Genomic DNA, 23,856 nt, shown 5'->3' on the forward strand with positions numbered 1-23,856 from the left:
TGCCGACCCAAGACTGACCTCCTCAAAGGTCAGTCTTGAATCATGCCCAGATGAAAAAGGGAATCCCCAAAATCATAAATTGTCACCACAGCCTAGAGCAGATCCGCTCTTGGCAGCCTGTCAGCGCTCGCGCGCGGCGCCCTCGGCTTCGCGCGCCAACAGCGTTTCGATTTCGGCCATAACGGCCCCGGGCAGTTTGCCGTGGCCCAGGGCGCCTGCGTTGTCCTCCATCTGCGCTGCCGTCCGTGCGCCCGGAAGCGGGACGTTGCGGTCGGACTTGGCCAGCAGCCAGCAGAGGGCGCCCTGCGCCAGGCTGCGCCCGCCGGTGCGGAGCAGTTCGCGCACCGCGTCGAGTTGTGCCAGATAGTCCGGCTTGACCCTTGCGCCTTGAAAGTAGTCGCGCCAGGCTTCATCGGTCGCGCGTATGTCGTCCTTTGGCATCCGCGAGCGCGCATCGAACTTGCCGGTGAGCACCCCCATGGCCAGCGGCGAGCGGATGAAGGCGGCGAGGCCGTTCCTTTCAGCCATGCCCTGGATGGTCGGGACATCGACGAAGACGTTCATGGCATGCTCGATGCCGATGAAGCCCTCCTGCCCGGCCATTGCCTGGGCGCTCTCCGGGAAATCGGTGCTCCAGCCGAAGGCGCGGATCTTGCCGGCCCGGCGTGCATCCTCCATGGCCGCGAAGATCGGCTCCGCCCGGGCCACGGGCAGGGCGTTGAGGTGCAGCAGCAGGATGTCGATCCGGTCGCGCCGCAGGCGCTTGAGGCAGCGCTCGATCGCTGGCATCACCGCGGCGGGGTCGGTTTCCTCGCCGGTCAGCTGCTTTGAGTCTTCGTCAAAGCCGATGCCGATTTTGGAGATGATCATGGCCTCCGGGTGCCCCGCCAGCGCCTGGCCGAGCAGCTGCTCCGCATGCCCGGCGCCGTAGACCGCTGCCGTGTCGAAGAGGGTCAGCCCGGCATCGAGCGCCGCATGGACTGCGCGCAGCGATTCGCCGTCTTCGGCATTGGCGTAGCCAAGCGGCTGATCGCCGCGAAAGAAGGGGCCGCCGATGGGCCAGCAGCCCATGCCGAGCGGCGCGATCTCAGTATCCAGCAGGTTCATGGTCGGGCTCCCTAGCGCTTGCAGTGGCGCCACCATGACATCGGAGGTTTGTCACACCCATGAATTCTTTTGTAGTCTTCATTTCATGAATGAAAGAAAGATGGATTGGGACGACCTGCGCCTTTTTCTTGCTGTCGCGCGCCACGGCGGCCTGGCCGGTGCCGCGGGGGAGACGGGCAAGAGCGCACCGACCCTCGGGCGGCGCATGCTGGCGCTGGAACGCGCCGCCGGTCTGGAGCTGTTTCGCCGCCTGCCGCGCGGCTACGAACTGACGGAGCAGGGGCAGGACTTCCTGGCGAGAGTGACGGATCTGGAAGCGCAGATCCGGCCCCTGACCGATCAGGCCGAGGGGCGCCGCCGTGTGCTGGTCAAGATCTCGGCCGGGACCTGGATGACCAAAGTGCTCTGCGAGCAGGCCGGAGAGATTCTGGGCGAAGACGCGACGGCTGCGTTGCGTTTCATCTCCGCAGACCATGTTCTGGACATCGCACATCGCGAGGCGGTTATCGGCATCCGCAACCGTCGGCCCGAGCAGATCGGCCTGGCCTGCCGCAAGGTCGGCCGGGTGCGCTTTGCCGGCTACGCCTGCGACGAAGCGGAGCGGCCCTGGGCGCGGGTCCTGGGCAAGACGCCTTCGGCGCTTTGGGTGGCGGAGAACACGGAGGGCACCGCCTGCCTGGAGGTCACCAATCCGCGCGGCGCGCTCGACCTTGCGCTCGCCGGGACCGTGCGCGCCGTTCTGCCGACTTTCATCGGCGACCGGGAAGCGGCCCTGCAACGCGTCACCGCGCCGATCAAGGAGCTGGACCACGACCAGTGGCTGGTCACGCATCACGAGGAACGTTTTGCGCCGGCCGTCCGGCAGACCATCGACCGCGTCTACAGGATCCTGCGGGCCTTGCACCGCGGGCCCGGCAGCGGCCCTGGCCGTTCCCGTAACGGGTCACGGGGGGTTTCGTAACCCAAGGGTCAGGCTTCGGGGTTCCAACCGCTGTTGAGGGCCTCGGCACGGTTGTCCTGAACGTTGGCGAAGGCTGCACGGCGCTCGCAGCGCAGCCGGTGGGCCTGCAGCCGCGGATACCGCGTGGTGCTTTCCGCCGTCGGCAGCACGCGCTCCAGGTACTGCATGGCCACGGCAACGGCCAGGTCGGCCCGGGAAAAGCCGCCATCGAAGAACCAATCACCCTCCAGCCGCGCTTCCAGCCAGGCGCAGATGGAGGCGATCTGGCGCTCCAGCCGCGTTCGCCAGGCCGGATCGCTGGTGCCCGGCGCCCGCCTGCTGTTCTCGATGCCGCGCTCGTAGATCTTCTCGGCCAGGGTGATGCCCACGACCTCCACCTGAAGGACACGGCGCCGGTCCGGCTGCTGCACCGGTGCCAGCCGCCGCTCAGAGGGGGCGCTCTCGTCGAGGTAGTCGATGATGGCGCGGCTGTCGAACAGGGTCTCGCCGTCGTCCAGAATCAGCGCCGGCACCTTGCCCATCGGATTGACCGCGAGCATCGCGTCGAAGTCCTTGAACACCGAAAGCACGCGGCGCTCGAAGGGATGACCGTAATGATGCAGGGCGATGGCGACCCGGCGGACGAAGGGGGAATCGAACTGTCCCACGAGAATCACGGACTGTAGCTCCCAAACAGGAATGCCGCAGGTTAGGACCTATTGCGAAGCCTGGCAAAGAGCGCCGCGCCGTATCCGCCGCGCGCACGGGGAAACCCGGAAACACCGGCTCGGGGTCCGGTCCGGGCAGTCGTGGCTGACCACAACCGCCCGGACGCTCGGCTTATGACCGGATCGAGAGATCGACCCCGGTCGGGCAAAGGGGCTCAGTCCTTCGGGCAGTTCGTCCCGTTGCACGCGTGGCAGCCGCCGCCGACGACGTCATCGCCGCCGACGAAGACGTAACACACATTGCCGTTCAGCCAGCATCCGAACTGAAGCGGTTCTGATCCCGTGGAGTTGAAGCCGCAGCCCAGGGAAGCGGTGTCCCGATTGGGGGCGGACATCTTCAGGAGACCCCGCGGCAAGGGCGTGAGGTCGCGATCCACGGCGTTCAGCGATGAAATCACGTAGTCGAAGTACCCGCGCTGGGTGTCGTCGAGCTGGGCGTAACGCTTGGTCGTCCTGACGCCATCGACCTGCATGACGACAGGAATTGATGCCTTGTTCACCGTCAGGGTCTTGTTGTTCTGCGCCGTTGCGTCGGCCGTGCCCGACAGGAGTACGGCAAACGCCAGCAGGAACGCGGGCAGAATCCGTGAGAATTGCACGCACATACGAAACCTCCTTTTGCATGTTTTGCGGCATTTGGAAGTCGTATGGGCGCGACGAATGGTTTAACGACTCCGCGGTCGATACACCTCTGGCCGCAGCCTGTGGCGGGAGCGCATGGCGGAGAAGAGAGAACCGCTTGGGAAGAGAGAACCGCTTGGAACGTCAGGCGCGGTCTGGCGTCCGGGACCAAGACCGGAAGGCTGCCGGATCACTCGGTCTCGCGCAGGCGGTCGAGATCGCGGCGGTCGCGTTTGGTCGGGCGGCCCGCACCGGGCTGGCGGCGGCCCGCTCCGTCGGTGGGCGACGGCGTGCCCCGGGGCAGACGGCTCTCGGCATCCGGCGGCTTGAGATCCTCGTAGAGGGCCTGGGCCTCGCTGGCCGGGCCGCGGCGCTCCGCCAGGGCCAGGACCTTCACCACCCGGATGTGGCGCGCCTGGGGAAAGGTCAGCACGTCGCCGACCTTCACCTTGTGATGGGGTTTGACGACGCCGAGGCCCGAGAGGCGCAGCTTGCCGGCCTGACAGACCTTGCTGGCCAGGCTGCGTGTCTTGAAGAAGCGCGCGTACCAGAGCCACTTGTCGGCGCGCAGTCCGCCATGAGGGCCACCGTTGGCGTCGCTGACGTCGCTGCTCAAGGAGTGCTGTTCCTCACTTGCCGACCCTCACGCGCCGCCCCCTCACTCGCCACCTGTCGCCAGATCGCGCAGCACGGCAAAGGGCGAGTCGGCGTAGCGCTCGGCCTCCTCCTTTCTGCGCGGCTTTTTGCGTACGCCGCTGCGCTTCGACTTTGGCCGGCCGGATTTTCCGGCGGCCTTCTTTGCCTGCGGCGCTTCGCTCTCCTGCTCCCCGGCAGCGGGTGTCTGCCGGGCACCCTTGCGCGCGAAGCACGGATTGCCGTCGGCGTCCTTGCGGCGCCGGTAACCGAGGGCGAAGAGCAGTGCTGCCAGGTCCTCCTCGCCGCAGTCGGCCAGCTTGCAGAGTTCGGGTGAGAGCGTGAGGGCGCCGCTTTCGGCGGCGGCCTTGTAGGCGTCGCGCGCCAGCCGCTCCAGCACGTCGGCGCGCACGGCGAGGGGCGGGCCCGCCTTGCGGGTAACCCGGCGGAAGCCGATGGCGCAGCAGAAGCTGTCTTCCAGGGCTTTCGGCAGGGCCAGATCCTTCAGCTCAAAGGTCTTGGTGCCCGAGGGTGGCAGCGCCGGCACCTCCAGGCCCTCGCGGATCGCCCAGAGCCGGGCGCGCAGGGCCAGCATGCGCGGGTGCTGCAGGCGCGGCAGGAACAGGCTGGCGGCACCCAGTCTCAGACCCAGCCCGGCCAGCGCCTTGCGGTCGGCCTTGGTCAGAAGCGCGATCTGGCTGGCAAGCGGGCGCCGCGGCAGGGTGCCGAGCGCCTCGACAAGCTGGAACAGAAGGCCGCGGCCCGGCGGCGAGAGTTCTACTGCCTTCGCCTCGAACAGCGGTTTCAGGGTGGCGCGGATGTGACGCGTCAGCCAGGCGGTGCAGCGCTTGCGCAGGCGTTCGCGTGCCGGGCCGTCCAGGAAGTCGCTGGACAGCACCTCGACCCGCGGGGTCAGTACGGTGTCGCCGGCCAGGATGCGCGCCACCGGGGTGCCGCGCCAGGCGATGGCATTGTCGACCAGGGCAAAGGCGCCGTCGTTGTCCTGCTCAAGCTGCTTGATGCGCCGGGGAATCTCGCCCGTCAGCGCGCGCCGCGCGGCGGCCAGCAGCGGGCGGGCGTCGTCGCCGCGGGCCTCCTCGTCCAGTTCGAAGCGGAAGCCGGCAATACGGCCGACGAACTCGCCCTCCACCACCACCTCGCCGTTCTTGCGCACCGCGCCGATGAGGTCGCTGTCGCCGCGCAGGCGGCGCACCAGAAAGGCGGCGCGGCGGTCGACGAAACGCTGGGTCAGGCGTTCGTGCAGGGCATCGGAGAGGGAGTCCTCAATGGCCCGCGCCCGGGCCTGCCAGTGGTCGCTGTCGTCCAGCCAGTCGCCGCGGTGGGTGATGTAGGTCCAGGTGCGGATGTGGGCGAGGCGTGCGATCAGCTGGTCGATGTCGCCGTCGCTGCGCTCCAGCCGCTGCAGCTGGGCGCCGACCCAGGCCTCGGGCAGGCGCTTCTCGTTGCCCATCAGCTTCAGATAGATCTGCGCCAGCAACTGGGCGTGATGGTCGGAGAGGATCTTGCGGAAGTCCGGCACCTGGCAGACCTCCCAGAGCAGGGCCACCGCCTCCGGCGTGGTGGCCAGGGCGGCGATCTCCGGCTGCCTGGCGAGGGTCGCCAGGGCGATCTGGTCGTCGGCCTCCTGCGCCAGCAGCAGTTCGCGCCGCGGCGGCTTGCGGTCCAGGCTCTTCAGCAGCGCCAGGGGATCGCTGAAGTCGAGATCGACGTTGCGCCAGGAGACGAAGGCCAGGGGGTCGAAACTGTGGCTCTCCACCGCCTCCACCAGGCTGTCGGGCAGCGGGCCGATCTCGGTCGTGGTGCCGAAGGTGCCGTCGTTCATGTGGCGGCCGGCGCGCCCGGCGATCTGGCCCACCTCCGGCGCCGTCAGGCGGCGCTGGCCACGCCCGTCGAACTTGCGCAGTTTGGCGAAGGCGACGTGGTCGAGGTTCAGGTTCAGGCCCATGCCGATGGCGTCGGTGGCCACCAGGTAGTCCACCTCGCCGCTTTCGAAGAGCTCGACCTGGGCGTTGCGGGTGCGCGGGCTGAGCGCCCCCAGCACCACCGCGGTGCCGCCGCGCTGGCGCCGGATGAGCTCTGCCGTGGCATAGACCTCCGAGGCGGAGAAGGCGACCACGGCGGAGCGCGGCGGCAGGCGGGTCAGTTTCTGCGGACCGGTGTAGGTGAGGGTCGAGAAACGCGGGCGGCCGATGTACTCGGCCTCCGGCACCAGGGCCTGGAGCACCGGGCGAATCGTCTCGGCCCCCAGAAACATGGTCTCGGCCAGGCCGCGGGCATGCAACAGCCGGTCGGTGAAGACATGGCCGCGCTCCGGGTCGGCGCAGAGCTGGATCTCGTCGACGGCGAGGAAGGAGACCGGCCGGTCCACCGGCATGGATTCCACCGTGCAGCAGAAGTAGCGCGCGCCGGGCGGCACGATCTTCTCCTCGCCGGTGACCAGCGCCACCTTGGCCGCCCCCTTGATCTGGACGATGCGGTCGTAGTTCTCCCGCGCCAGCAGGCGCAGCGGGAAGCCGATCATGCCGCTCGGGTGGCCCAGCATGCGATCGATGGCCAGATAGGTCTTGCCGGTATTGGTCGGCCCCAGAACGGCGGTGATCTTCGCCTTCTCCCGGGCCTGCGCGAGAAGCGACATGCCTTGAGAATCGGGGCTTTTCCGGCGCATTGCAAGGAATTCCCTGGGCGCGGCCTGGGCGAAAGATGGTTAACGGGCGTCAGCGGCCCTGCGGCGCGCGCGGCTTGGTCAGCGGCACGAAAGCGACGGGAAAGAGGCTGCGTTCGTGGATACTGCCGTCGGCAGCTTTATCGATGCGCAGCAGGGACTGTGCCGGCAGGAACCAGTGGGCCGGGCCCCTGCCGGACTTTTCCTCCACCGGGATGATCAGGCGTCCGCCGGGGGCGAGCTGCTCGACCAGCGCCGGCGGCACGCCGCGGGCCGCGGCCGTCACCAGGATGGCATCGAAAGGCGCGGCCTGCGGCCAGCCCGCCGCCCCGTCGCCCTCCCGGCAGTGCACCCGGTCGTAGCCCAGGCGGGCCAGCCGCTCCGCCGCCTCGGCGGCCAGGCTGGGCACAACCTCCAGGCTGTAGACCTCGGCGCCGAGCTCGGCCAGCACGGCGGCCTGATAGCCCGAGCCTGTCCCCACCTCCAGAACCTTCGCGCCTGGCGCGATCTCGGCCTGGTCGCTCATCACCGCGACGATGAAGGGTTGCGAGATGGTCTGCTGCGCGCCGATGGGCAGGGGCCGGTTTTCATAGGCCGCCCCCTCCTCCAGCAGCGGCACGAAGCGGTGCCGGGGCACCCGGCCCAGGGCCGCCAGAACCCTGGGGTCCAGGTGATCCTTGCCCAGCCAGTCCGCGACCTCCCCCGCCTCCTGTTCGATGGCCTGCAGCATCGCCGCGCGGTCGGCCTGGCGCCCCGCTGTCCTGCGGTCCGGATCTGTATCGTGCTCCACCATGGCGGTCTTTTCCCCGGCGCTGTCTGCCTCACGGTCCCCCGCAGAGTCCCGCTCCGGTCCCGGGATCATCGTGAGACAAGACTTGCAGGGAGTATAGATTGCGCACATATGTCTCGGCGATTCCGCTCCGGACCGCCGGAGCGGCAAGCAAAGAACCGAAAACGGACAGTCAGACCATGGCGCAGGAACAACTGAAGCAGGAAGAACTGAAGTTCGAGGCGGAGGTCAGCCGCCTGCTCGATATCGTGGCCCACTCGCTCTACTCGGAAAAGGAGATCTTCCTGCGGGAGCTGGTCTCCAACGCCTCGGACGCCTGCGACCGTCTGCGCTACGCGGCGCTGACCCAGCCGGACCTCCTGGCGGATGACAGCGGCTTTTCCATCCGCCTGAAGACCGATCCCGCCGCCAGGACGCTCACCATCGTCGACAACGGCATCGGCATGAACCGCCAGGACCTGATCGACAACCTGGGAACCATCGCCCGTTCCGGCACCGCCGCCTTCGTCGAGCAACTGGAGAGCAAGGCCGAGGGGGCCAACCTGATCGGCCAGTTCGGCGTCGGTTTTTACTCCGCCTACATGGTCGCCCAGAAGGTCGAAGTGAGCACCCGCAAGGCCGGCGAGGCCGAGGGTTGGCGCTGGGCCTCCGACGGGCAGGGCGCCTTCACCATCGCCGAGGACCCCGAGGCCCCGGCGCGCGGCACCCGCATCGTCCTGCACCTGCGCGAGGGCGACGAGGAGTACCTGGATGCCATGCGCATCCGCCAGGTCGTCTCCACCTACTCCGACCACATCGCCGTGCCGGTGGTGCTGGAGTCGCGTAAGGAGGACGAACCCGACGAGACCCTGAACGCCGCCTCGGCGCTCTGGACGCGGCCCAAGAGCGAGATCACCGAGGAGCAGTACAAGGAGTTCTATCACCACGTCGGGCACACCTTCGACGAGCCCTGGCTGCGCCTGCACTTCAAGGCCGAGGGCATGCTGGAATACACCGGCCTGCTGTTCATTCCCTCGTCCAAGCCCTTCGACCTTTTCCATCCGGACCGCAAGACCGGCATCAAGCTCTACGTGAAGCGCGTCTTCATCACCGATGACTGCAGCGAACTGGTGCCCTCCTACCTGCGTTTCCTGCGCGGTATCGTCGACACCGAGGATCTGCCGCTGAACATCAGCCGCGAGCTGCTGCAGAACAATCCGCGTCTCGCCAAGATCCGCACCGCGCTCAGCAAGCGCGTGCTGAGCGAACTCAAGAAGAAGGCGGAAAAGGCGCCCGAGGACTACGTCAAGTTCTGGGAGGCCTTCGGCCCGGTGCTGAAGGAAGGCCTCTACGAGGATTCCAACCAGCGCGACACCCTGCTGTCGCTGGCCCGCTTCCGTTCCACAGCCAAGGAGCAGGGGGCGGGCGACGACCTGGTCAGCCTTGCCGACTACGTTGCGCGCATGAAGCCCGGCCAGGAGGCCATCTACACCATCACCGGCGACAACCCCGAGGTTCTGGCCAAGAGCCCGCAGCTCGAAGGCTTTGCCGCCAAGGGCATCGAAGTTCTGCTGCTGAGCGATCCGGTAGACGATTTCTGGCTGACCTCGGTGCCGGACTACGAGGGCAAGCCCTTCAAGTCGGTCACCCGCGGGGCCGCCGACCTGGAGAAGGTGGCCAAGGCGGAGAGCGACAAAGACAGCGAAGGAGAGGAGACGGCGAAGGAAGCCTCTCCGGCCCTGGACGCGCTGATCGCCTTCGTGAAGCTGACCCTCAAGGATCAGGTGAAGGATGTGCGGGTCTCGGCGCGGCTGACCAGCAGCCCGGTCTGCCTCGTCGCCGATGAGGGCGACCTGGACATGCACCTGGAGCGTTTGCTGAAGCAGCAGCGCCAACTCGACCAGAGCTCCGCACGCATTCTGGAGATCAATCCGGACCACGGCCTGATCACGGCGCTCGCCGGGCAGATCGGCCAGGAGGGCGCCGGCGGCGTGGTGGAGGACGCGGCCTGGCTGCTGCTCGACCAGGCCCGCATCATCGAGGGCGAAGCCCTGCCCGATCCCGCCGCCTTCTCCCGCCGGCTCTCGGCACTGGTGGAGAAGGGACTGATGTCAGGAAGCTAACGCTCTGCCGGCCTCGGCGCGCGCGCTCCAAAGCCAAAACATGCTGGGTTGTCATACTCGGGCTTGTCCCACGGCTATCCGGTTTAGCGCAACAGCGTGGAATACAGGCAAACAGCGGGCGTGCAACTCACCCCCCTCCCGACCTCCCCCCATCAAGGGGGGAGGGGAACCGTTGTAGGCTCTCCATAAAGATCTCCCTCCCCCTTCGATGGGGGAGGGTTGGGGTGGGGGTGACACCCTCTCCGCGCTAAGGCATTGATCGCTAGAGTTGGTCTTTGGCAAGAGTCGACCGGAGCAAGATTTAGTTGCTTCGATACGAACAACCGCGAAGCTCTTGCGCCTGGGCGCCGCCGTCCGCGGCTCAGCTCGTTTCGTCGAGGTCGAGGATGGCGGCGCCCAGCACCGGGCCGGTGGTGCCGGCCTGGACGATCACGGCACAGCCGCCGCGGCCGTCGCGCTGGGCGGCGGCGAAGTCCAGCGGGAACTCCATCGCCTCGCCGGTCCAGCGGCCGAGCTTGCGGAACTCCCGCACCACGTTGGCGTTGTGGATCGAGCGGCCGCGGTTCTCGCCGCGCGCCACGTCGGTCTCGTGATCGTCGTCGAACATCACGAGGTAGACGGTGGCCCCTTCCGGCGGGGCATCGCCGGCCGAAAGCGTGACCTTGCCGCCGCCGTCCTCCACCATCTTCACTTCGACAAGGCCCGCCATGTCATTGCGGCGCCGGGCCTCCACCTCGATGGCATCTGCGACCGCGCCCCTGCGGCTGCCCACCACGTCGCGCCGCCCGTCGACCACGATCTGCGGGGTGTAGACGTAGCGCAGGCCGAGGGTGCGCGCGTAGTCGCGCTGGCGCTGGGTGTGCGCGGCAGAGGCGAAGGGGTCCTTCCAGCCGATGTAGTCCCAGTAGTCGACGTGGAAGGAGAGCGCCAGAAGCCCGGGCTGATCGGCCAGTTCGTCCAGCAGGGCATCGGCCGGCGGGCAGGAACTGCAGCCCTGGGAGGTGAAGAGCTCCACCACCACCGGCCTGCTGTCCGCGCTGTCGGCGGCCAGTTGAAGTGCCGGTTGGAGGGGGTTTGTCCCAGCCGCCTCGGCCACAGGCAGCGGCGCCTTGGTGATGGCCTGGCCGGCCCAGACTGCAAGGCCTGCAGCGAGGACGGCGGCTCCGAATACGAACGATTTGCGACCCATGGGCGGGGACGTTACGGGGCGCCGCGCTCACTGGCTAATCACGTTCTGGTGACGCTGTCCAAGGCAACGCAAGAGGCCCTACAGCCTTGAAGGATGTAGGAATTTCAGCCTTCTTCGGGCTTGGTCACCTCGACATCCACGGTCATCTCGACGAAGTCCTCCGCCGCGCCGTAGTAGCTGCCCTGCAGGGGCAGCGCCTGGAAGGGTTCGCGGGCCACGGCGACGCGAATCAGATTGGCGCCGCCCACCTGACCGTTGGTCGGGTCGAACTCGACCCAGCCGGCCCCCGGCAGATAGACCTGCACCCAGGCGTGGGTGTCGCCGCCGCCTTTGAGGTCGGTATCGGCGGCGCCGCCGATCTCGGTCGCCGGGTCGTAGAGATAGCCGGACACGAAACGGGCGGCGAAGCCGAGGGCGCGCACGGCCCCCATCATGAAAAGCGCCAGGTCGCGGCAGGTGCCGCTGCCCCGTTCCAGGGTCTCCACCGGCGTCTGCACCCCGAAGGCGTAGCGCCGTTCGTAGCCGAACTCCGCCTGCACCGCCGTGTTGATCCGCTGCAGCAGGTCCTGGGTGCCGACCGGGCCGCCGTTGTCCAGAAAGCGTTTCACCCAGGCGTCGACCTTGCGCTCCGGGTCCGGGTAGTGGCGCTCCACCGAGCGGCCCAGATCGGCGATGTCCTCGGCCGGATAACTGAAGGGATAGGTCTGGGCGTAGGGCTCGATCGGGAAGTCCGGATAGCTGAGGCCGTAGTGGTCGATGACGATGCGGCTCTCGAAGCGCAGCTCGCTGGCCGCTTCCTGGAAGGAGGCGATGGTGATGGAGTTGGAGAAGACGTCGTGCATCCAGCGGATCTCGGCCGCCGGCGAGATCGTCAGCGCGGTATCCACCAGCCGGATGTCATGGCTGTCGCGCGGGCGGAACATCAGGCGATGCTCGCCGAAGGTCACGGGCCGGTGATAGCGGTAGACCGTCGTGTGGCAGACCGACAGCAGGGACATGGGGGCTCGTCGTGGTGAAGGGCGCGCCATCCTAACGGAAAGAGAGTCCGCCCCTCAAGCGCTGCCGCGGGCTATCGCTCCGCAAAAGCCCATCCCGCGCAGAGCCCAGGGACCATGTCTTCTGGACAAGTACGGGGCCAGTTCTTATCTGATCGTCCAACTGGAAGGGACTCTTCTGCCATGGACGTTCTGAGCGACATCCTCGACCTCCTGCAGCTGCGCGGCAGCCTCTACTTCCGCACCGCCTTCTCGCCGCCCTGGTCGGTGGCGGTGCCGCCCTTGGGGCGGGCGGCGCGGTTTCACCTCGCGGTTCAGGGCGGTTGCCGGGTGCGGGTCGGCAGCGATGCCGAGGTGCGGCTGAATGCCGGCGACCTGATCCTCATTCCCAACGGCAGCGCCCATGTGCTGGAGGACTTCGAAGCGAACACCCGGCCGGAGGCCGAGCCGGCGCCGTTGGAGCGCGTGCTTCGGGACAGCGGCTTCGGCGGCGAGGGGGTGCTGGTCTTCGGCGGCGCCGCGCAGGAGGACGCCGCCACCAAGCTGGTCTGCGGTCACTTCACCTTTGCCGAGGGCGTGGACCATCCGCTGCTGCGGTCCCTGCCGCCCTATCTGCTGGTGACTGCCGAGCGGCGCGCCCGCAATCCCTGGCTGGATGAACTGATGCGCCTGATCGCCCGGCAGATGTTCGCCGAAGCGCCGGGCATGACCGCCTCGGTGATCCGCCTCTCTGAAGCGCTGTTCATCGAGGTCGTGCGCAGCTGCGCCGATCAGGACGTGGCCCTGCGCGGCATCCTGACCGCGCTGGGAGATCCGCGCATCGGCCGCGCCCTCGGCCTGATGCATCGCCGCCTGGAGCAGGACTGGACCCTGGAGAGCCTGGCGCGGGAAGTGGGCCTTTCGCGCAGCCGCTTCGCCGAGCAGTTTCAGAGCCTGATGCGCTGCGCGCCCATGGGCTATCTGACCGACCTGCGCCTGGGCAAGGCCAAGGCGCTGCTTGCCAACACCAACGACCCGGTCCAGCGCATCGCCCGGCAGGTCGGCTATCACTCGCCGGCCGCCTTCTCGCGCGCCTTCGCCAACCGCTACGGCCACAGCCCGAAAGCTGTCCGCCAGGTGGAGGTTCCCGCCTAGTTTTTGCAGTTCGTCCGGAAGGCTTTGCGCTATATGCGGTTTCTGGACGATTTTATTGCCTGAAAGACCTGTTCTCCCATATCCGGTTGGACCCGGCGTCTGCCGCGCCGGACCACCGCACACCCAAGGAGAACAGCAATGACCCTATCCCGGAGTCCCCTCTCGAAGCTTGCCCTGGCCGCTTTGGTCTCGGCCACCCTGGCCGGCGGCATCGCGCCCGCCGAGGCGGCCGACGAAGTGAACGTGGTGCCTGGCTTGTCCATTGCCGGCGCGCCGCTGGCGCTCCACGGCTACGATCCCGTGGCCTACTTCGCCGATGGCGGGCCGCGCCGCGGCTCCGACAGCCTGGTGCATATTCACGACGGCGCGGCTTACCGCTTCGCCAGCCAGGCCAACCTCGACCGCTTCAAGCAGGCGCCCGACCGCTATGCGCCGCAGTACGGCGGTTTCTGCGCCTACGGGGTTTCGGTGGGCAAGAAGTTCGACGGCGATCCCACGCTCTGGAAGATCGACGACGGCAAGCTCTACCTCAATCTCAACGAGGAGATCTACGAGACCTTCCTGAAAGACGTGGACGGCAACGTCGAGAAGGCCGACCGCAACTGGGACGACATCGAGCACGTCGCCGCCGGCGACCTGTGAGATCGGTGCAGGCTATGGGGAGGGCTCTGCCCTCCCCAAGACCGCAGATGCTCCCTAGTTCACCAGCATCGTCGAGTGCGGGCCGTGCGGCACGGCGATGCTTGTGCGGGTCCGAACCAGCTTCGGCTCTGCTCCTTCCACCAGGCGCCAGAAGTCGATGGAGCCTCCTTCGGCGCCGCCCAGGTGCTGATCGAAATTGACCACCGCGACGTAGCGGCCGGAGGCGTCGAAGGTTGCGGCCTCCGGCAGAATGCCGTCGAAGTAGTAGGTGCCGACGGTCGTCAGCGCGCCGCTTTGCCTGTCGATGTCGATCAGCGTCAGCGAGGCGTAAGGGGTATGCCGCGCGTCTTCCGCCGGCGCGTAGGATACCTCCAGATTGGTGGTGACGGCCCATTCGCCGTCGGGGGAGATCGCAACGCCCTCGGGCGAGGCGCCGGTCGGCGACCGCCCGACGATCTGATGACGTGGCCCGCGCTCGCCGCCGCCCTCGGCATCGAAGCGGATCGACATGACGTCGCCGTCGACCGCTTCGGTCCAGATCCCCGGCACATCCGGACCCCAGAAGAGGTTGCCGGTCAGGTAGTAGGCGCCGTCCGGCGTGAAACGCCCCATGAAGGGGTACTTGGAGGTCAGGACGGCGTTGCCCCAGGCTTCCAGAGAAACCTCGGCGCCGTCGCGAATCACCCGGGCGAAGTGAACCACCGCCTGGTCGACGGTGTGAATGGCGACGAAGTCGTTGGTGGGGTGCCATTCCACGTGGCTGATCCGCTGCTCGGCTGCGATCGCCGGCAGGCTGGCATAGCTGACCGCACCCAACGCGTCCTCCTGGCGCTGGACGAAGGCGATGCCGCGCCCGTCGGTCTGGTGCAGGGCGACCGCGATGACCGACCCGTCCGGGCTGATGGAGAGGCCGTCGAGACGATTGCCCACGTCCGCGCTGTCGACCACCCGCGGCGCGGCCGGATCGGAGATGTCGACCAGGATCAGCTGCGTGCCGATCGGCAGGTCCCTGAAGGTCTCGCCGGTGTCGGGGCGCGGCCCGAAGCTCTCGGAGACGACGGCGAAACGTCCGTCCGGGGTGACGGCGACGGCGGTGGGCGCGCCTGCGACCGAGTTCGAGACCGGTACGCTCGCCAGCGAGAGATCGTCCAGCGAGAGCACACTCAGGAGGTCGGTGCTTTCGCGCGCGCCGAGCTGTCCGTTGACGTAGGCCGATGCGACCATGTCGCCGTCGTGAATCGATACGATGGCGCGCCCCTCAAGCCCGGGGAGGCCCGCCGGTTCGGCGCCGGCGGTTCCCTCCACAAGGACCGGGCCGGCCACGAAGGCCAAGGCGGCAGCGCAAGTCGTCAGGCAAGTGTTTTTCATTCTCTTTTCCCATGGTCTGCATCGCCCGGCAGGGCGGTGCTTTGGTTGCTCCATAGACTGCGACGTGGGCGGTGGAATGAGGCAGGACAAATTCAAAGTCCGATCCTATTATTCGTAAGAAGCGAATAATCCTCCTCTATAGATCGGAATTCCGTATGGAGCTGAAGGCGATCCGCCTGTTCTCGGTGCTGGCCGAGGAGCTGCATTTCGGCCGGGCGGCGCGGCGGGCCGGTGTCACCCAGTCGGTGTTGTCGGTTCAGATCAGGCGCCTGGAAGACCTTCTGGGCGCCGATCTCTTCATCCGCTCCACGCGCGAAGTGCGCCTCACCGAGGTGGGGGCGGTGTTTCGTGACGAGGCGCTGGGCATCCTGCGTCGGGTGGATCAGGCGACCCGTGCTGCGAAGGCGGCGGCCTCGGGCAGCGGGCGGCTGATCCGCATCGGCATTACATCGGCAGTCGAGGTCTCCGGTCTGATGGACAGGATCGCCGCCTTCCGCGCCACGCGCCCGGACATCCAGGTGCTGGTGCGCGAACTGGGCACGGTGGAACAGGAGGCGGCGCTGGGCAGCGGCGAGATCGACATCGGCATCCTGCATCCGCCGCTCGACCGCCCCGATCTTATCGCGGAGGTGCTGACGGAGGATGTCTTCCTGGCCGTCTTCCACCCGGACTTCTTCGACATCGGCCGCAAGGCCACCTGGCGGAAGGTCTTTGCTCATCCGCTCGTGTTCTATTCCCGCCGCAGGGCGCCACGCTTTTACGACCGGCTCATCGCCTTTGCCGAGCATCGGGGGCTGGCGGCGAACATCGTGGTCGAGGCGGAGAGTTTTCTGGCTGCGGTGGCCATGGCGCAGGCGGGGCTGGGCGTTGCGCTGCTGCCGCAGCAGTTGATCCCCCTGCAGCGCGGCCTCACGGTTCTGCCCCTGCCCGGCAACTGTCCTCTGTCCCTGGTGACGGCTGCCGCGATCCATGAAAGTCGAGCCAAGGACGTCGCGGTCACGGCCTGCCTAGAGTCCCTCAGTCAAGGCGTCTAGCACATCGCCAGCCCGCAGACGACGGACGCTTCAAGTGCCGTTGAGTATCACGTCCGGCCGGACGTCACGGCCCGTTCCTGAACAGCCGGCTGGTGATCGGGCGCGTCATCGAGAGCAGCAGCACAGCGCCGGCGAAGGCGCCTGCGATCATGCCGGGCTTGTCGAATGCCGGAAAGCTCTGCTCTGCCGCCAGGCCGCCCAGGAACGCCCCGGTTGCACAGATCACGATGTTCAGAGGCAGGGCGCGCAGCGCATCGCGCAGGTAAATCGCGGCGAGCCAAGCGACGACGTGGCCGATGGTGAGCACGACGATTTGACTCATGGGGTCCATTTGATTCAGGAGATCCATTGATCCAGGGGGTCCATCGAAAAGCCTCCTTTGGAAGCGTTCGGCTCTCTGCGCCGTGGATGGAACCGCCTTCATTGTCACTGCATCGTTTCTCTGCTTCAACAGGCCGAAGGAGAGCGCGTTCGACTGCGCTGAGCGCGATTACGCGTTTTTACGGGCCGTGCATCAAACAAAACGCTGGCCATCGCGAACATTTAACGTTTCATTAACCATCGTTTGCGTAAGGAGGCAAAACCCGCTATTTCGGCGGTGTTTCAGTTCGATCCCGTAGTCATGCGGGGCCCAACACGAGGGGGAAAATATGACAGTAACGAAATCCCAGCTTGCCGATGCCTATGCTGCAGCTCTGACCAAGTCGCTCGGCGATGACTGGGGAACAAGTTTCAGCCGCAGGGATGCAAGCAAGCTGCTCGATGCGCTTTGGCCGGTCATGTCCGACCTGGCGCTGAAGGACACCAGCAAGACGACGCCGGGCTCCGTGCCGATGGGCAACCTCGGCCGCCTCAAGATGCGCTACAAGGCGGCCACCAAGGCGCGCAAGGGCACCAACCCCTTCACCGGGGAGCCGACGACCTTCAAGGCCAAGCCCGCGACCCTGACGCCGCGCTTCACCGCCGGCAAGGCGCTCAAGGACCAGGCCAGCAAGTACTCCAAGAAGCTCAAGTAGCCTGCCGCAGCAGCCGCGCGCCGTTCCGGCGCGTGGTCTTCCATGCGACTGACGTGATGCAGCCCGTACGTTTCGCCCGGGGGAACGCTTCCCCGGGGTGAGCGGCACGGGCGCGTCATTCGGCCTTGGCGGCGCTGGCCGGGCTGCCCGGTCGTCCAGAGACCAGGCGATCCTCAAGACCCTCTGCCTTGAAACCCTTTGCGCAGGCCGCCGACAGCGTGTGATCGTCTGATCCAGTGTCGCGCTTCACCGTTGCAGCGCGCCGGCGGCGGCTGACCCGGAACGGTCATCATTTTCCTGCAGACTCCCTAAAGCCGTTCGACGTCAAGCCGTGCGACCAGAAGCCATTTGAGCCGAGTCGCCGGCCTTTGTTACAGGACCGGCCTTTGTTACAGGAACTAAAAAGCGGAGACGCGATGATGGATGCCTTGGCGAGTGACCCTTCGGCCCTGACGCGCCGGCAGGAGGACGCCCTGATCGCCCTGCTGCGCGACGTCGCAAAGGCGGAGATCCTGCCGCGCTTCCGCCGCCTGGCCACCGACGACATCCGCGCCAAGACCGCGCCCGACGATCTTGTCACCGAGGCCGACCTGGCCGCGGAGGCCGCCATCACGGCGGGCGTCCGGGAGCTGCTGCCGGCAGCGGCGGTCATCGGGGAGGAGGCGGTCTCGGCCGATCCTTCCCTGCTGAACGGGATCGGCGGCGGTCTGGCCGTCATCCTCGATCCCATCGACGGCACCTGGAACTTCGCCAACGGCCTGGCCGTCTTCGGCGTCATCCTCGCCGTGGCGGTGGAGGGCGAGACGGTCTTCGGCCTGCTCTACGACCCCCTGCTCGACGACTGGGTGCTGGCCCGCAAGGGCGGCGGCGCCTGGTTCTGCCGGCCGGGGGAAGAGCCTTTCCGCCTTTCGGTCGGACCGGCAGTTGCGCCGGAGGAGATGACCGGCTTCGTCCCGCTCTTCACCTTCCCACGCGCGCGCAGGCCCGCCATCGCCCAGGCCATAACGGACTTCCGCCGTGCGCCCTCCCTGCGCTGCTCCTGCCACGAGTACCGCCTGCTCGCCCAGGGGCGCGCCGACTTCATCGTCAACGCGCAACTGAACGCCTGGGACCACGCCGCCGGCGTGCTCGCGGTGCAGGAGGCCGGCGGCCATGCCGAGTTGCTCGACGGACGTCCCTACGACTGCCGCCTCACCGAGGGCAACCTCCTGGTGGCGAAGACGGAGGCCTCCATCGAGGCCCTGCGCGCGCGCTTCGCCGGACCGCTGGGCGCTACTGGCTGACCCGGGACGTCACGCCGCCATCATGGAGTTCCTGAGCCCGTAGCACAGGATGCCGTGGCTCCTGTTGTACTCCACCGCGCCTGCGCTATCGGTGGGGCAGTCCAGGGCCACCAGGCGGCAGCCCGCAGACCGATCGGGACACCAGCGCATAAGAGCGCTGCATGCCTCCAAAGAGGGCGCAGAATCGTGCGCCACTCACTCTATGATCGTGCCTTCCGTGTGCGGGCACGGGCGTTTTCAACAGCCATACGAGTCGCCGCGACCATCAGCTTTGGAGTAGACGTTGGCTTTTCTTGAGGAATACGACGCGATACCGGCCGATCAGCCGCAAATGCGTATCGCCCATGTCGTTAAGTACCTGCGCGGCGACTGGCGCGCAATGTATGAGGATCTACGCGCGAACCGCGCCGTCTTCGAAACACCGATTTTCACCATGGTGACCCGCGCGACGGACGTCTTGGATGTCCTGTCTCAGCCGCAGCTGTTCTCCGTACGTGCCAACAGCGTGAGCATGGACCCCTCGGTCGGCCCGTTCATGCTGGCGCGGGATGAAACGGCGATCAACTGGCATGAAAAGGGCCTGATGCAGGCCGTCCTGCGTTGGGATGACATCCCGAAGGTGCGCGCTCTTGCGGGGGATGTGGCGGCGGCTGCGCTGCGGGGCGAAGAGGGTGAGGCCGATCTTGTTCCTTTGCTCGGCCGCCGCGTGCCGCTCAGAATCGTGCAGGACTACTTCGGCTTTGCCGCGCCGGACGAAAAGGTTCTCGGCTGGTCGTTTGCCACCCAGCATGCCATGTTCCGCAACCTGACGAACGATCCGGACGTCATAGGGCGCTGTGTCGAGGCGGGCCGGGAGATGCGCGCCTGGCTCTGGCCGTTTCTCGCCGAAAAGTGGGCGGCCGCACCGCTCGAGGACTCCGACGTGGTGAACCGCATCATCAACCTGAGCCGCACGCCCGCCGCCGCCTTCGACTCGGAGCGGGTGGTGAGCAATGTCTGCGGACTGCTTGTCGGCACCATCGAGACCATGAGCCAGGCCATCGTCCAGGTCGTCGATCAGCTGCTCGCCGATCCCGCGCGTCTGGCGCAGGCGCGCGAGGCGGCCCAGGCTGAAGACAGCGCGCATTTCGACGCCATCGTCTTCGAGGCGCTGCGCTTCAACCCGATCACCACCATTCAGTTTCGTTTCGCCGAAGTCGACCGCGAGATCGGCACGGGCACGCCCTATGCGCAGACAGTCAGGGCCGGGACGCTGGTCGCCGCCTGCACCGGCTCGGCGATGTTCGATCCCGACCTCATGCCCGGCCCTGAGGATTTCAGGACGGACCGGCCCGCGTCGTCCTATCTGCACCTTGGTTTCGGCCACCACGTCTGTCTCGGCAAACACCTCGGCCTCGTCGCCATTCCCGAAGCGGTTCGCCAGGCCGTTTTGAAGCCGGACCTGCGGCGCAAGGCGGGCGCCGGCGGCCACATAGACTTCGCCGGCGGCCCTTTCCCGGAGCACTTCCGGATCGAGTGGGGTGGTCGCTGATGCGCGAGTCCATGGCGACGCGAAACAGATCCAAAGACGGATTCGCTCGGCGCTTGCGCGTCTTCTTCCTCAGTAACTTCGGGGCCTTCTGACCGCCCCGGCAACGGCTGACTGTCTGAGCGCGCGGCGGGCGTCCTCGCGGTGTAGGAGGCCGGCGGCCATGCCGCCCTGCTCGACGGCGTTACCTACGACTGCCGCCTGACCGAGGGGAACCTCCTGCTTGCGAAAACAGAGGTCTCCATCGACGCGCTGCGCGCACGCTTCGCCGCCCCGCTGGGCGCCCCGGAGTAATACGCAACTTTACGCCGTTTTCATGAGCTGGCGTTTCTGGCTACCTACGGATTGGCGGGAGCGTCCGGACGGCAGGCCGGAGCGTCCATGTCGGTTTGACAGGTCTCAATCGCCGAAATGTAATTCTGGAGGTGCTCGGGAGGATCCTTTGCCTGCTTGGCAAGCTTCAATCTTTCGACCGATTCCTCGATCCGGCCTGCATAGGCAAGGGCATATGCGACGATTGCATTTAGAAAGGGCTTCGCCTCCTCACCAGCCCTTTCCAGTTCAAACTCGGCTTCATGAAGCAGGTCATCCAGAGCTCCCGGGCTCTCGAAGAAAGAATCCGTTTCGTACCACATCGCGCTTAGCAGCAATCCGAATGCTGTTTCCGTTCCCGATTGACCGAGATGAACGGAGAGCCCATAGGCTCTCTGCCAAGGTGGCAGATCTTTGAGCGCAGCATAGTCATCCGTATCCACGAAAGAAGTAAGCTCCGAGATCTGCTCCTCTGTGAACTCTTGATAGATCGGTAGCCCGTTTGACGGGCAGACAGGAAGCCGGGTTACGAATTCGCAGGACGACACTGGCCGAAACGACATGGTTCTGCCGAAGGTGGTGCAACTGGCTGTTCCCGTGATGGTGAATGTCTCGCCTCCGACAGGGCAGGTCACAGTGCGATCAACGGGGATCCCGGCCCAGGCAGCGCTTCCTGGAAGGAGAAACAGGAAGCAAAGGCATAGTCTTGGTAGCATGGCAGAAGCACTCCGAGCAGATCCGTAAGGTCTATTCAGTGGAAAGGACGATTGCGGCATTTCTATGAACAGTTGCAAATCGCGTTTGGTGGCCAACAGATGATGGTAGTTTCATCAGCGTGGCCGTCCTCCACGCGGCCAGGACCGACGCTCATTCTGCTTGCGAGAAGTCAGGCAGCAAAAAAGCCCCTGCCGACGGCAGGGGCCTTTGCTGTTACGGCAGGTTCTGTGAAGGCGATTACGCCGCCTTCATGAGGTTCCTGAGCACGTAGTGGAGGATGCCGCCGTTCTTGTAGTACTCGACCTCGTCGGCGGTATCGATGCGGCAAAGCAGCGGCACGGTCTCGCTGGAGCCGTCCGGGCGGTGGATGGTCAGTTCCAGGTCCATGCGCGGGGTAATGCCGCCGGCCACGCCGGAGACGTCGAAGGTCTCGGCGCCGGTCAGGTTCAGCGACTTGCGGGTGACGCCGTCCTTGAACTGCAGCGGCAGCACGCCCATGCCGACGAGGTTGGAGCGGTGGATGCGCTCGAAGCTCTCGACGATGACGGCTTTTACGCCCAGCAGGCGCGTGCCCTTGGCGGCCCAGTCGCGCGAGGAGCCGGTGCCGTATTCCTTGCCGCCGATGACGACAAGCGGCACGCCCTCGTCGGCGTACTTCATGGCGGCGTCGTAGATCGGCATGACGGTGCCGTCGGGCATGTACTTGGTGTAGCCGCCCTCCTTGCCGTCGGCCATCTCGTTCTTGATGCGGATGTTGGCGAAGGTGCCGCGCATCATCACCTGGTGATTGCCGCGCCGTGCGCCGTAGGAGTTGAACTCGATGGGCCGCACCTGGTGCTCGATCAGATACTCGCCCGCCGGGCTCTCCTTCTTGATGGCGCCGGCCGGGGAGATGTGGTCGGTGGTGATGGAATCGCCCAGCATGGCCAGGGCCCGCGCGCCGGCGATGTCGCCCATCGCTTCCGGCTCGGCCTTCATCTCCTCGAAGAAGGGCGGGTACTGCACGTAGGTGCTGCCGTCGTTCCACATGTAGGTCATGCCGGAACCGGAATCGATTTCGCGCCATTCCTCCGGGCCTTCGAAGACGTTGGCATAGCGCGCCTTGAACATCTCCGGCGTCAGCACGTCGCCGATGACCTGCTCGATCTCCTTGTTGCTCGGCCAGATATCCTTCAGGAAGACCGGCTCGCCGTCGCTGCCGGTGCCGAGCGGATCGTTCAGCAGATCGACTTTCAGGGAGCCCGCCAGGGCATAGGCCACCACCAGCGGCGGCGACGCCAGATAGTTCAGCTTCACCATCGGGTGGACGCGGCCCTCGAAGTTGCGGTTGCCGGAGAGCACGGCGGCGACCGAGACGTTGCCCTTGTCGATGGCCTCGCTGATCGCCGGCTCCAGCGGGCCGGAGTTGCCGATGCAGGTGGTGCAGCCGTAGCCCACCAGGTCGAAGCCCAGGGCATCCAGTTCCTTCTGCAGGCCGGCGGCCTCCAGATAGTCGGTCACCACCTGGCTGCCGGGGGCGAGGGAGGTCTTCACCCAGGGCTTGGTCATCAGGCCCTTTTCACGCGCCTTCTTGGCCAAGAGGCCGGCGCCCACCAGCACCGAGGGGTTGGAGGTGTTGGTGCAGGACGTGATGGCGGCGATCACCACGTCGGCGGGCTCGATGCTGTCGTCGCTGCCGTCGATGGGCGTCGCCGTGCCGCTGCCCATGTCGGCCAGCGCCTGCTCGGCGGAGCCGGAAACGCCGGACAGCGGCACCCGGTCCTGCGGGCGCTTGGGGCCGGCGAGGCTGGGCTCTACGGTGCCGAGGTCGAGCTCCAGGGTGTCGGTGAAGACCGGATCGGGCGTAGAGGCGTCGCGCCACATACCCTGCGCCTTGGCATAAGCCTCCACCAGGGCGACGCGCTCCGGGTCGCGGCCGGTGAAGCTGAGGTAGCGGATGGTCTCCTCGTCGACCGGGAAGATGCCGCAGGTGGCGCCGTATTCCGGGGCCATGTTGCCGATGGTCGCCTGGTCGGCCAGGGTCAGGTGGTCCAGGCCGGGGCCGTAGAACTCGACGAACTTGCCGACCACGCCCTTGGCGCGCAGCATCTGCACCACGGTCAGCACCAGGTCGGTGGCAGTGGTGCCTTCCTTCAGCGCACCGGTCAGCTTGAAGCCGATCACCTCGGGGATCAGCATGGAAACCGGCTGGCCCAGCATGGCGGCCTCGGCCTCGATGCCGCCGACGCCCCAGCCCAGCACGGAGAGGCCGTTGACCATGGTGGTGTGGCTGTCGGTGCCCACCAGGGTGTCGGGATAGGCGGTCGTACGGCCGTCCTCCTCCTTGGTCCAGACCACCTGGGAGAGGTTTTCCAGGTTCACCTGGTGGCAGATGCCGGTGCCCGGCGGGACGACGCGGAAGTTGTCGAAGGCGTTCTGGCCCCAGCGCAGGAAGGCATAGCGCTCGCCGTTGCGCTCGAACTCCATCTCCACGTTCTTCTTGAAGGCATCGGGGGTGCCGAAGCTGTCGACCATGACCGAGTGGTCGATCACCAGGTCGACGGGGGAGAGCGGATTGATCTTCTTCGGGTCGCCGCCCAGCTTGGTCAGCGCCTCGCGCATGGCGGCGAGGTCGACCACGGCGGGCACGCCGGTGAAGTCCTGCAGCAGCACGCGGGCCGGGCGGTAGGCGATCTCGCGGTCGGAGCGCTTGTCCTTCAGCCAGGCGCCGACGGCCTTGATGTCGTCGACGGTGACCGAGTTGCCGTCCTCGAAGCGCAGCAGGTTCTCCAGCAGCACCTTCATGGAGTAGGGCAGGCGCGAGACTTCGCCCATTTCGGGGCCCAGTTCTGAGGCTACAGCCTCCAGGCTGTAGTAGCTGTAGGTCTTGCCGCCGACCGTCAGGTCGCGGCGGGTGTTCAGGGTATCTTTGCTGGCTGGCATGAGGCTCTCTCCTTTGCCGGTCTTTGGCGCCGGTTCTGTCGCGGCGCGTCTGGTTGGGCCACACCCTCGTCAATGGCTTGCCGTCCGTATCAGGCGGCCTGAAATCAGACCA

The 23,856-nt window shown here is 66.7% G+C and carries 20 protein-coding genes; 8 read left to right on the forward strand and 12 right to left on the reverse strand.

Annotated elements, in window-relative coordinates; genetic code table 11:
• Positions 1–120: 120 nt before the first annotated feature.
• Positions 121–1,107 (reverse strand): aldo/keto reductase, encoded by a 987-nt coding sequence (locus Q0982_RS11195; protein ID WP_299395423.1) that lies wholly within the window; start codon positions 1,105–1,107, stop codon positions 121–123.
• Between the two features lie 100 nt (positions 1,108–1,207).
• Here Q0982_RS11195 and Q0982_RS11200 point away from each other — a divergent pair, with 100 nt between their 5' ends.
• Positions 1,208–2,068: a LysR family transcriptional regulator gene (locus Q0982_RS11200; RefSeq protein ID WP_299395425.1), complete on the forward strand. Its 861-nt coding sequence runs from the start codon at positions 1,208–1,210 to the stop codon at positions 2,066–2,068.
• An 8-nt stretch (positions 2,069–2,076) separates the two neighbouring features.
• Here the strand turns inward: Q0982_RS11200 and Q0982_RS11205 are convergent, their stop codons facing one another.
• From Q0982_RS11205 to Q0982_RS11225, 5 genes are all read right to left on the reverse strand, one after another.
• Complete coding sequence (locus Q0982_RS11205; RefSeq protein ID WP_299395427.1) at positions 2,077–2,724, reverse strand: glutathione S-transferase family protein; 648 nt, start codon at positions 2,722–2,724, stop codon at positions 2,077–2,079.
• Positions 2,725–2,930: 206 nt separating this feature from the next.
• Positions 2,931–3,380: a hypothetical protein gene (locus Q0982_RS11210; protein WP_299395430.1), complete on the reverse strand. Its 450-nt coding sequence runs from the start codon at positions 3,378–3,380 to the stop codon at positions 2,931–2,933.
• 206 nt (positions 3,381–3,586) lie between these two features.
• The gene (locus Q0982_RS11215) at positions 3,587–4,012 is read right to left on the reverse strand and encodes an RNA-binding S4 domain-containing protein (protein WP_299395432.1); all 426 of its coding nucleotides are present in this window, start codon (positions 4,010–4,012) and stop codon (positions 3,587–3,589) included.
• A gap of 42 nt (positions 4,013–4,054) precedes the next feature.
• Complete coding sequence (locus Q0982_RS11220; RefSeq protein ID WP_299395435.1) at positions 4,055–6,685, reverse strand: helicase-related protein; 2,631 nt, start codon at positions 6,683–6,685, stop codon at positions 4,055–4,057.
• A gap of 79 nt (positions 6,686–6,764) precedes the next feature.
• Positions 6,765–7,505 carry a protein-L-isoaspartate(D-aspartate) O-methyltransferase gene (locus tag Q0982_RS11225; protein ID WP_299395436.1) on the reverse strand — a complete coding sequence of 247 codons (741 nt, stop codon included), beginning with the start codon at positions 7,503–7,505 and terminating at the stop codon, positions 6,765–6,767.
• 191 nt (positions 7,506–7,696) lie between these two features.
• On the opposite strand from Q0982_RS11225, the gene htpG reads away from it, so the two are divergent.
• On the forward strand, positions 7,697–9,604 hold the full coding sequence (gene htpG, locus Q0982_RS11230) for a molecular chaperone HtpG (protein WP_322097008.1): 1,908 nt from the start codon (positions 7,697–7,699) through the stop codon (positions 9,602–9,604).
• A 361-nt stretch (positions 9,605–9,965) separates the two neighbouring features.
• On the opposite strand, the gene Q0982_RS11235 is transcribed toward htpG, so the two are convergent.
• Complete coding sequence (locus Q0982_RS11235) at positions 9,966–10,793, reverse strand: thioredoxin family protein (protein WP_299395440.1); 828 nt, start codon at positions 10,791–10,793, stop codon at positions 9,966–9,968.
• A gap of 104 nt (positions 10,794–10,897) precedes the next feature.
• Positions 10,898–11,791 (reverse strand): transglutaminase family protein, encoded by an 894-nt coding sequence (locus tag Q0982_RS11240; RefSeq protein WP_299395442.1) that lies wholly within the window; start codon positions 11,789–11,791, stop codon positions 10,898–10,900.
• Positions 11,792–11,971: 180 nt separating this feature from the next.
• Between Q0982_RS11240 and Q0982_RS11245 the strand changes: the two genes are divergently transcribed.
• Together Q0982_RS11245 and Q0982_RS11250 are read left to right on the forward strand one after the other, a co-directional pair.
• Complete coding sequence (locus Q0982_RS11245) at positions 11,972–12,922, forward strand: AraC family transcriptional regulator (RefSeq protein WP_299395444.1); 951 nt, start codon at positions 11,972–11,974, stop codon at positions 12,920–12,922.
• Between the two features lie 138 nt (positions 12,923–13,060).
• Complete coding sequence (locus Q0982_RS11250) at positions 13,061–13,564, forward strand: YHS domain-containing (seleno)protein (protein WP_299395445.1); 504 nt, start codon at positions 13,061–13,063, stop codon at positions 13,562–13,564.
• A gap of 54 nt (positions 13,565–13,618) precedes the next feature.
• Here Q0982_RS11250 and Q0982_RS11255 read toward each other — a convergent pair whose 3' ends face one another.
• Positions 13,619–14,932, reverse strand: coding sequence for a hypothetical protein (locus Q0982_RS11255; RefSeq protein WP_299395447.1), 1,314 nt, complete (start codon positions 14,930–14,932; stop codon positions 13,619–13,621).
• A 155-nt stretch (positions 14,933–15,087) separates the two neighbouring features.
• Between Q0982_RS11255 and Q0982_RS11260 the strand changes: the two genes are divergently transcribed.
• Positions 15,088–15,966: a LysR family transcriptional regulator gene (locus Q0982_RS11260; protein ID WP_299395450.1), complete on the forward strand. Its 879-nt coding sequence runs from the start codon at positions 15,088–15,090 to the stop codon at positions 15,964–15,966.
• Between the two features lie 64 nt (positions 15,967–16,030).
• Here the strand turns inward: Q0982_RS11260 and Q0982_RS11265 are convergent, their stop codons facing one another.
• On the reverse strand, positions 16,031–16,288 hold the full coding sequence (locus Q0982_RS11265) for a hypothetical protein (RefSeq protein ID WP_299395453.1): 258 nt from the start codon (positions 16,286–16,288) through the stop codon (positions 16,031–16,033).
• Positions 16,289–16,616: 328 nt separating this feature from the next.
• Here Q0982_RS11265 and Q0982_RS11270 point away from each other — a divergent pair, with 328 nt between their 5' ends.
• The 3 genes from Q0982_RS11270 to Q0982_RS11280 all read left to right on the forward strand — a co-directional run bounded on the left by Q0982_RS11270 (position 16,617) and on the right by Q0982_RS11280 (position 19,796).
• Positions 16,617–16,982 carry an HU family DNA-binding protein gene (locus Q0982_RS11270; RefSeq protein ID WP_299395455.1) on the forward strand — a complete coding sequence of 122 codons (366 nt, stop codon included), beginning with the start codon at positions 16,617–16,619 and terminating at the stop codon, positions 16,980–16,982.
• Between the two features lie 416 nt (positions 16,983–17,398).
• Positions 17,399–18,265 (forward strand): inositol monophosphatase family protein, encoded by an 867-nt coding sequence (locus tag Q0982_RS11275; RefSeq protein WP_299395458.1) that lies wholly within the window; start codon positions 17,399–17,401, stop codon positions 18,263–18,265.
• A gap of 283 nt (positions 18,266–18,548) precedes the next feature.
• Entirely contained in the window at positions 18,549–19,796 is a 1,248-nt protein-coding gene (locus Q0982_RS11280) for a cytochrome P450 (RefSeq protein WP_299395460.1), read from the forward strand.
• Between the two features lie 335 nt (positions 19,797–20,131).
• Here Q0982_RS11280 and Q0982_RS11285 read toward each other — a convergent pair whose 3' ends face one another.
• Together Q0982_RS11285 and acnA are read right to left on the reverse strand one after the other, a co-directional pair.
• Positions 20,132–20,548, reverse strand: coding sequence for a hypothetical protein (locus tag Q0982_RS11285; protein WP_299395462.1), 417 nt, complete (start codon positions 20,546–20,548; stop codon positions 20,132–20,134).
• 511 nt (positions 20,549–21,059) lie between these two features.
• Positions 21,060–23,744, reverse strand: coding sequence for an aconitate hydratase AcnA (gene acnA / locus Q0982_RS11290; RefSeq protein WP_299395464.1), 2,685 nt, complete (start codon positions 23,742–23,744; stop codon positions 21,060–21,062).
• Positions 23,745–23,856 lie beyond the last annotated feature (112 nt).

Origin of the sequence: Pelagibius sp. (assembly GCF_028281305.1) — a bacterium.
In the GTDB taxonomy this organism is placed as follows: domain Bacteria; phylum Pseudomonadota; class Alphaproteobacteria; order Kiloniellales; family Kiloniellaceae; genus Pelagibius.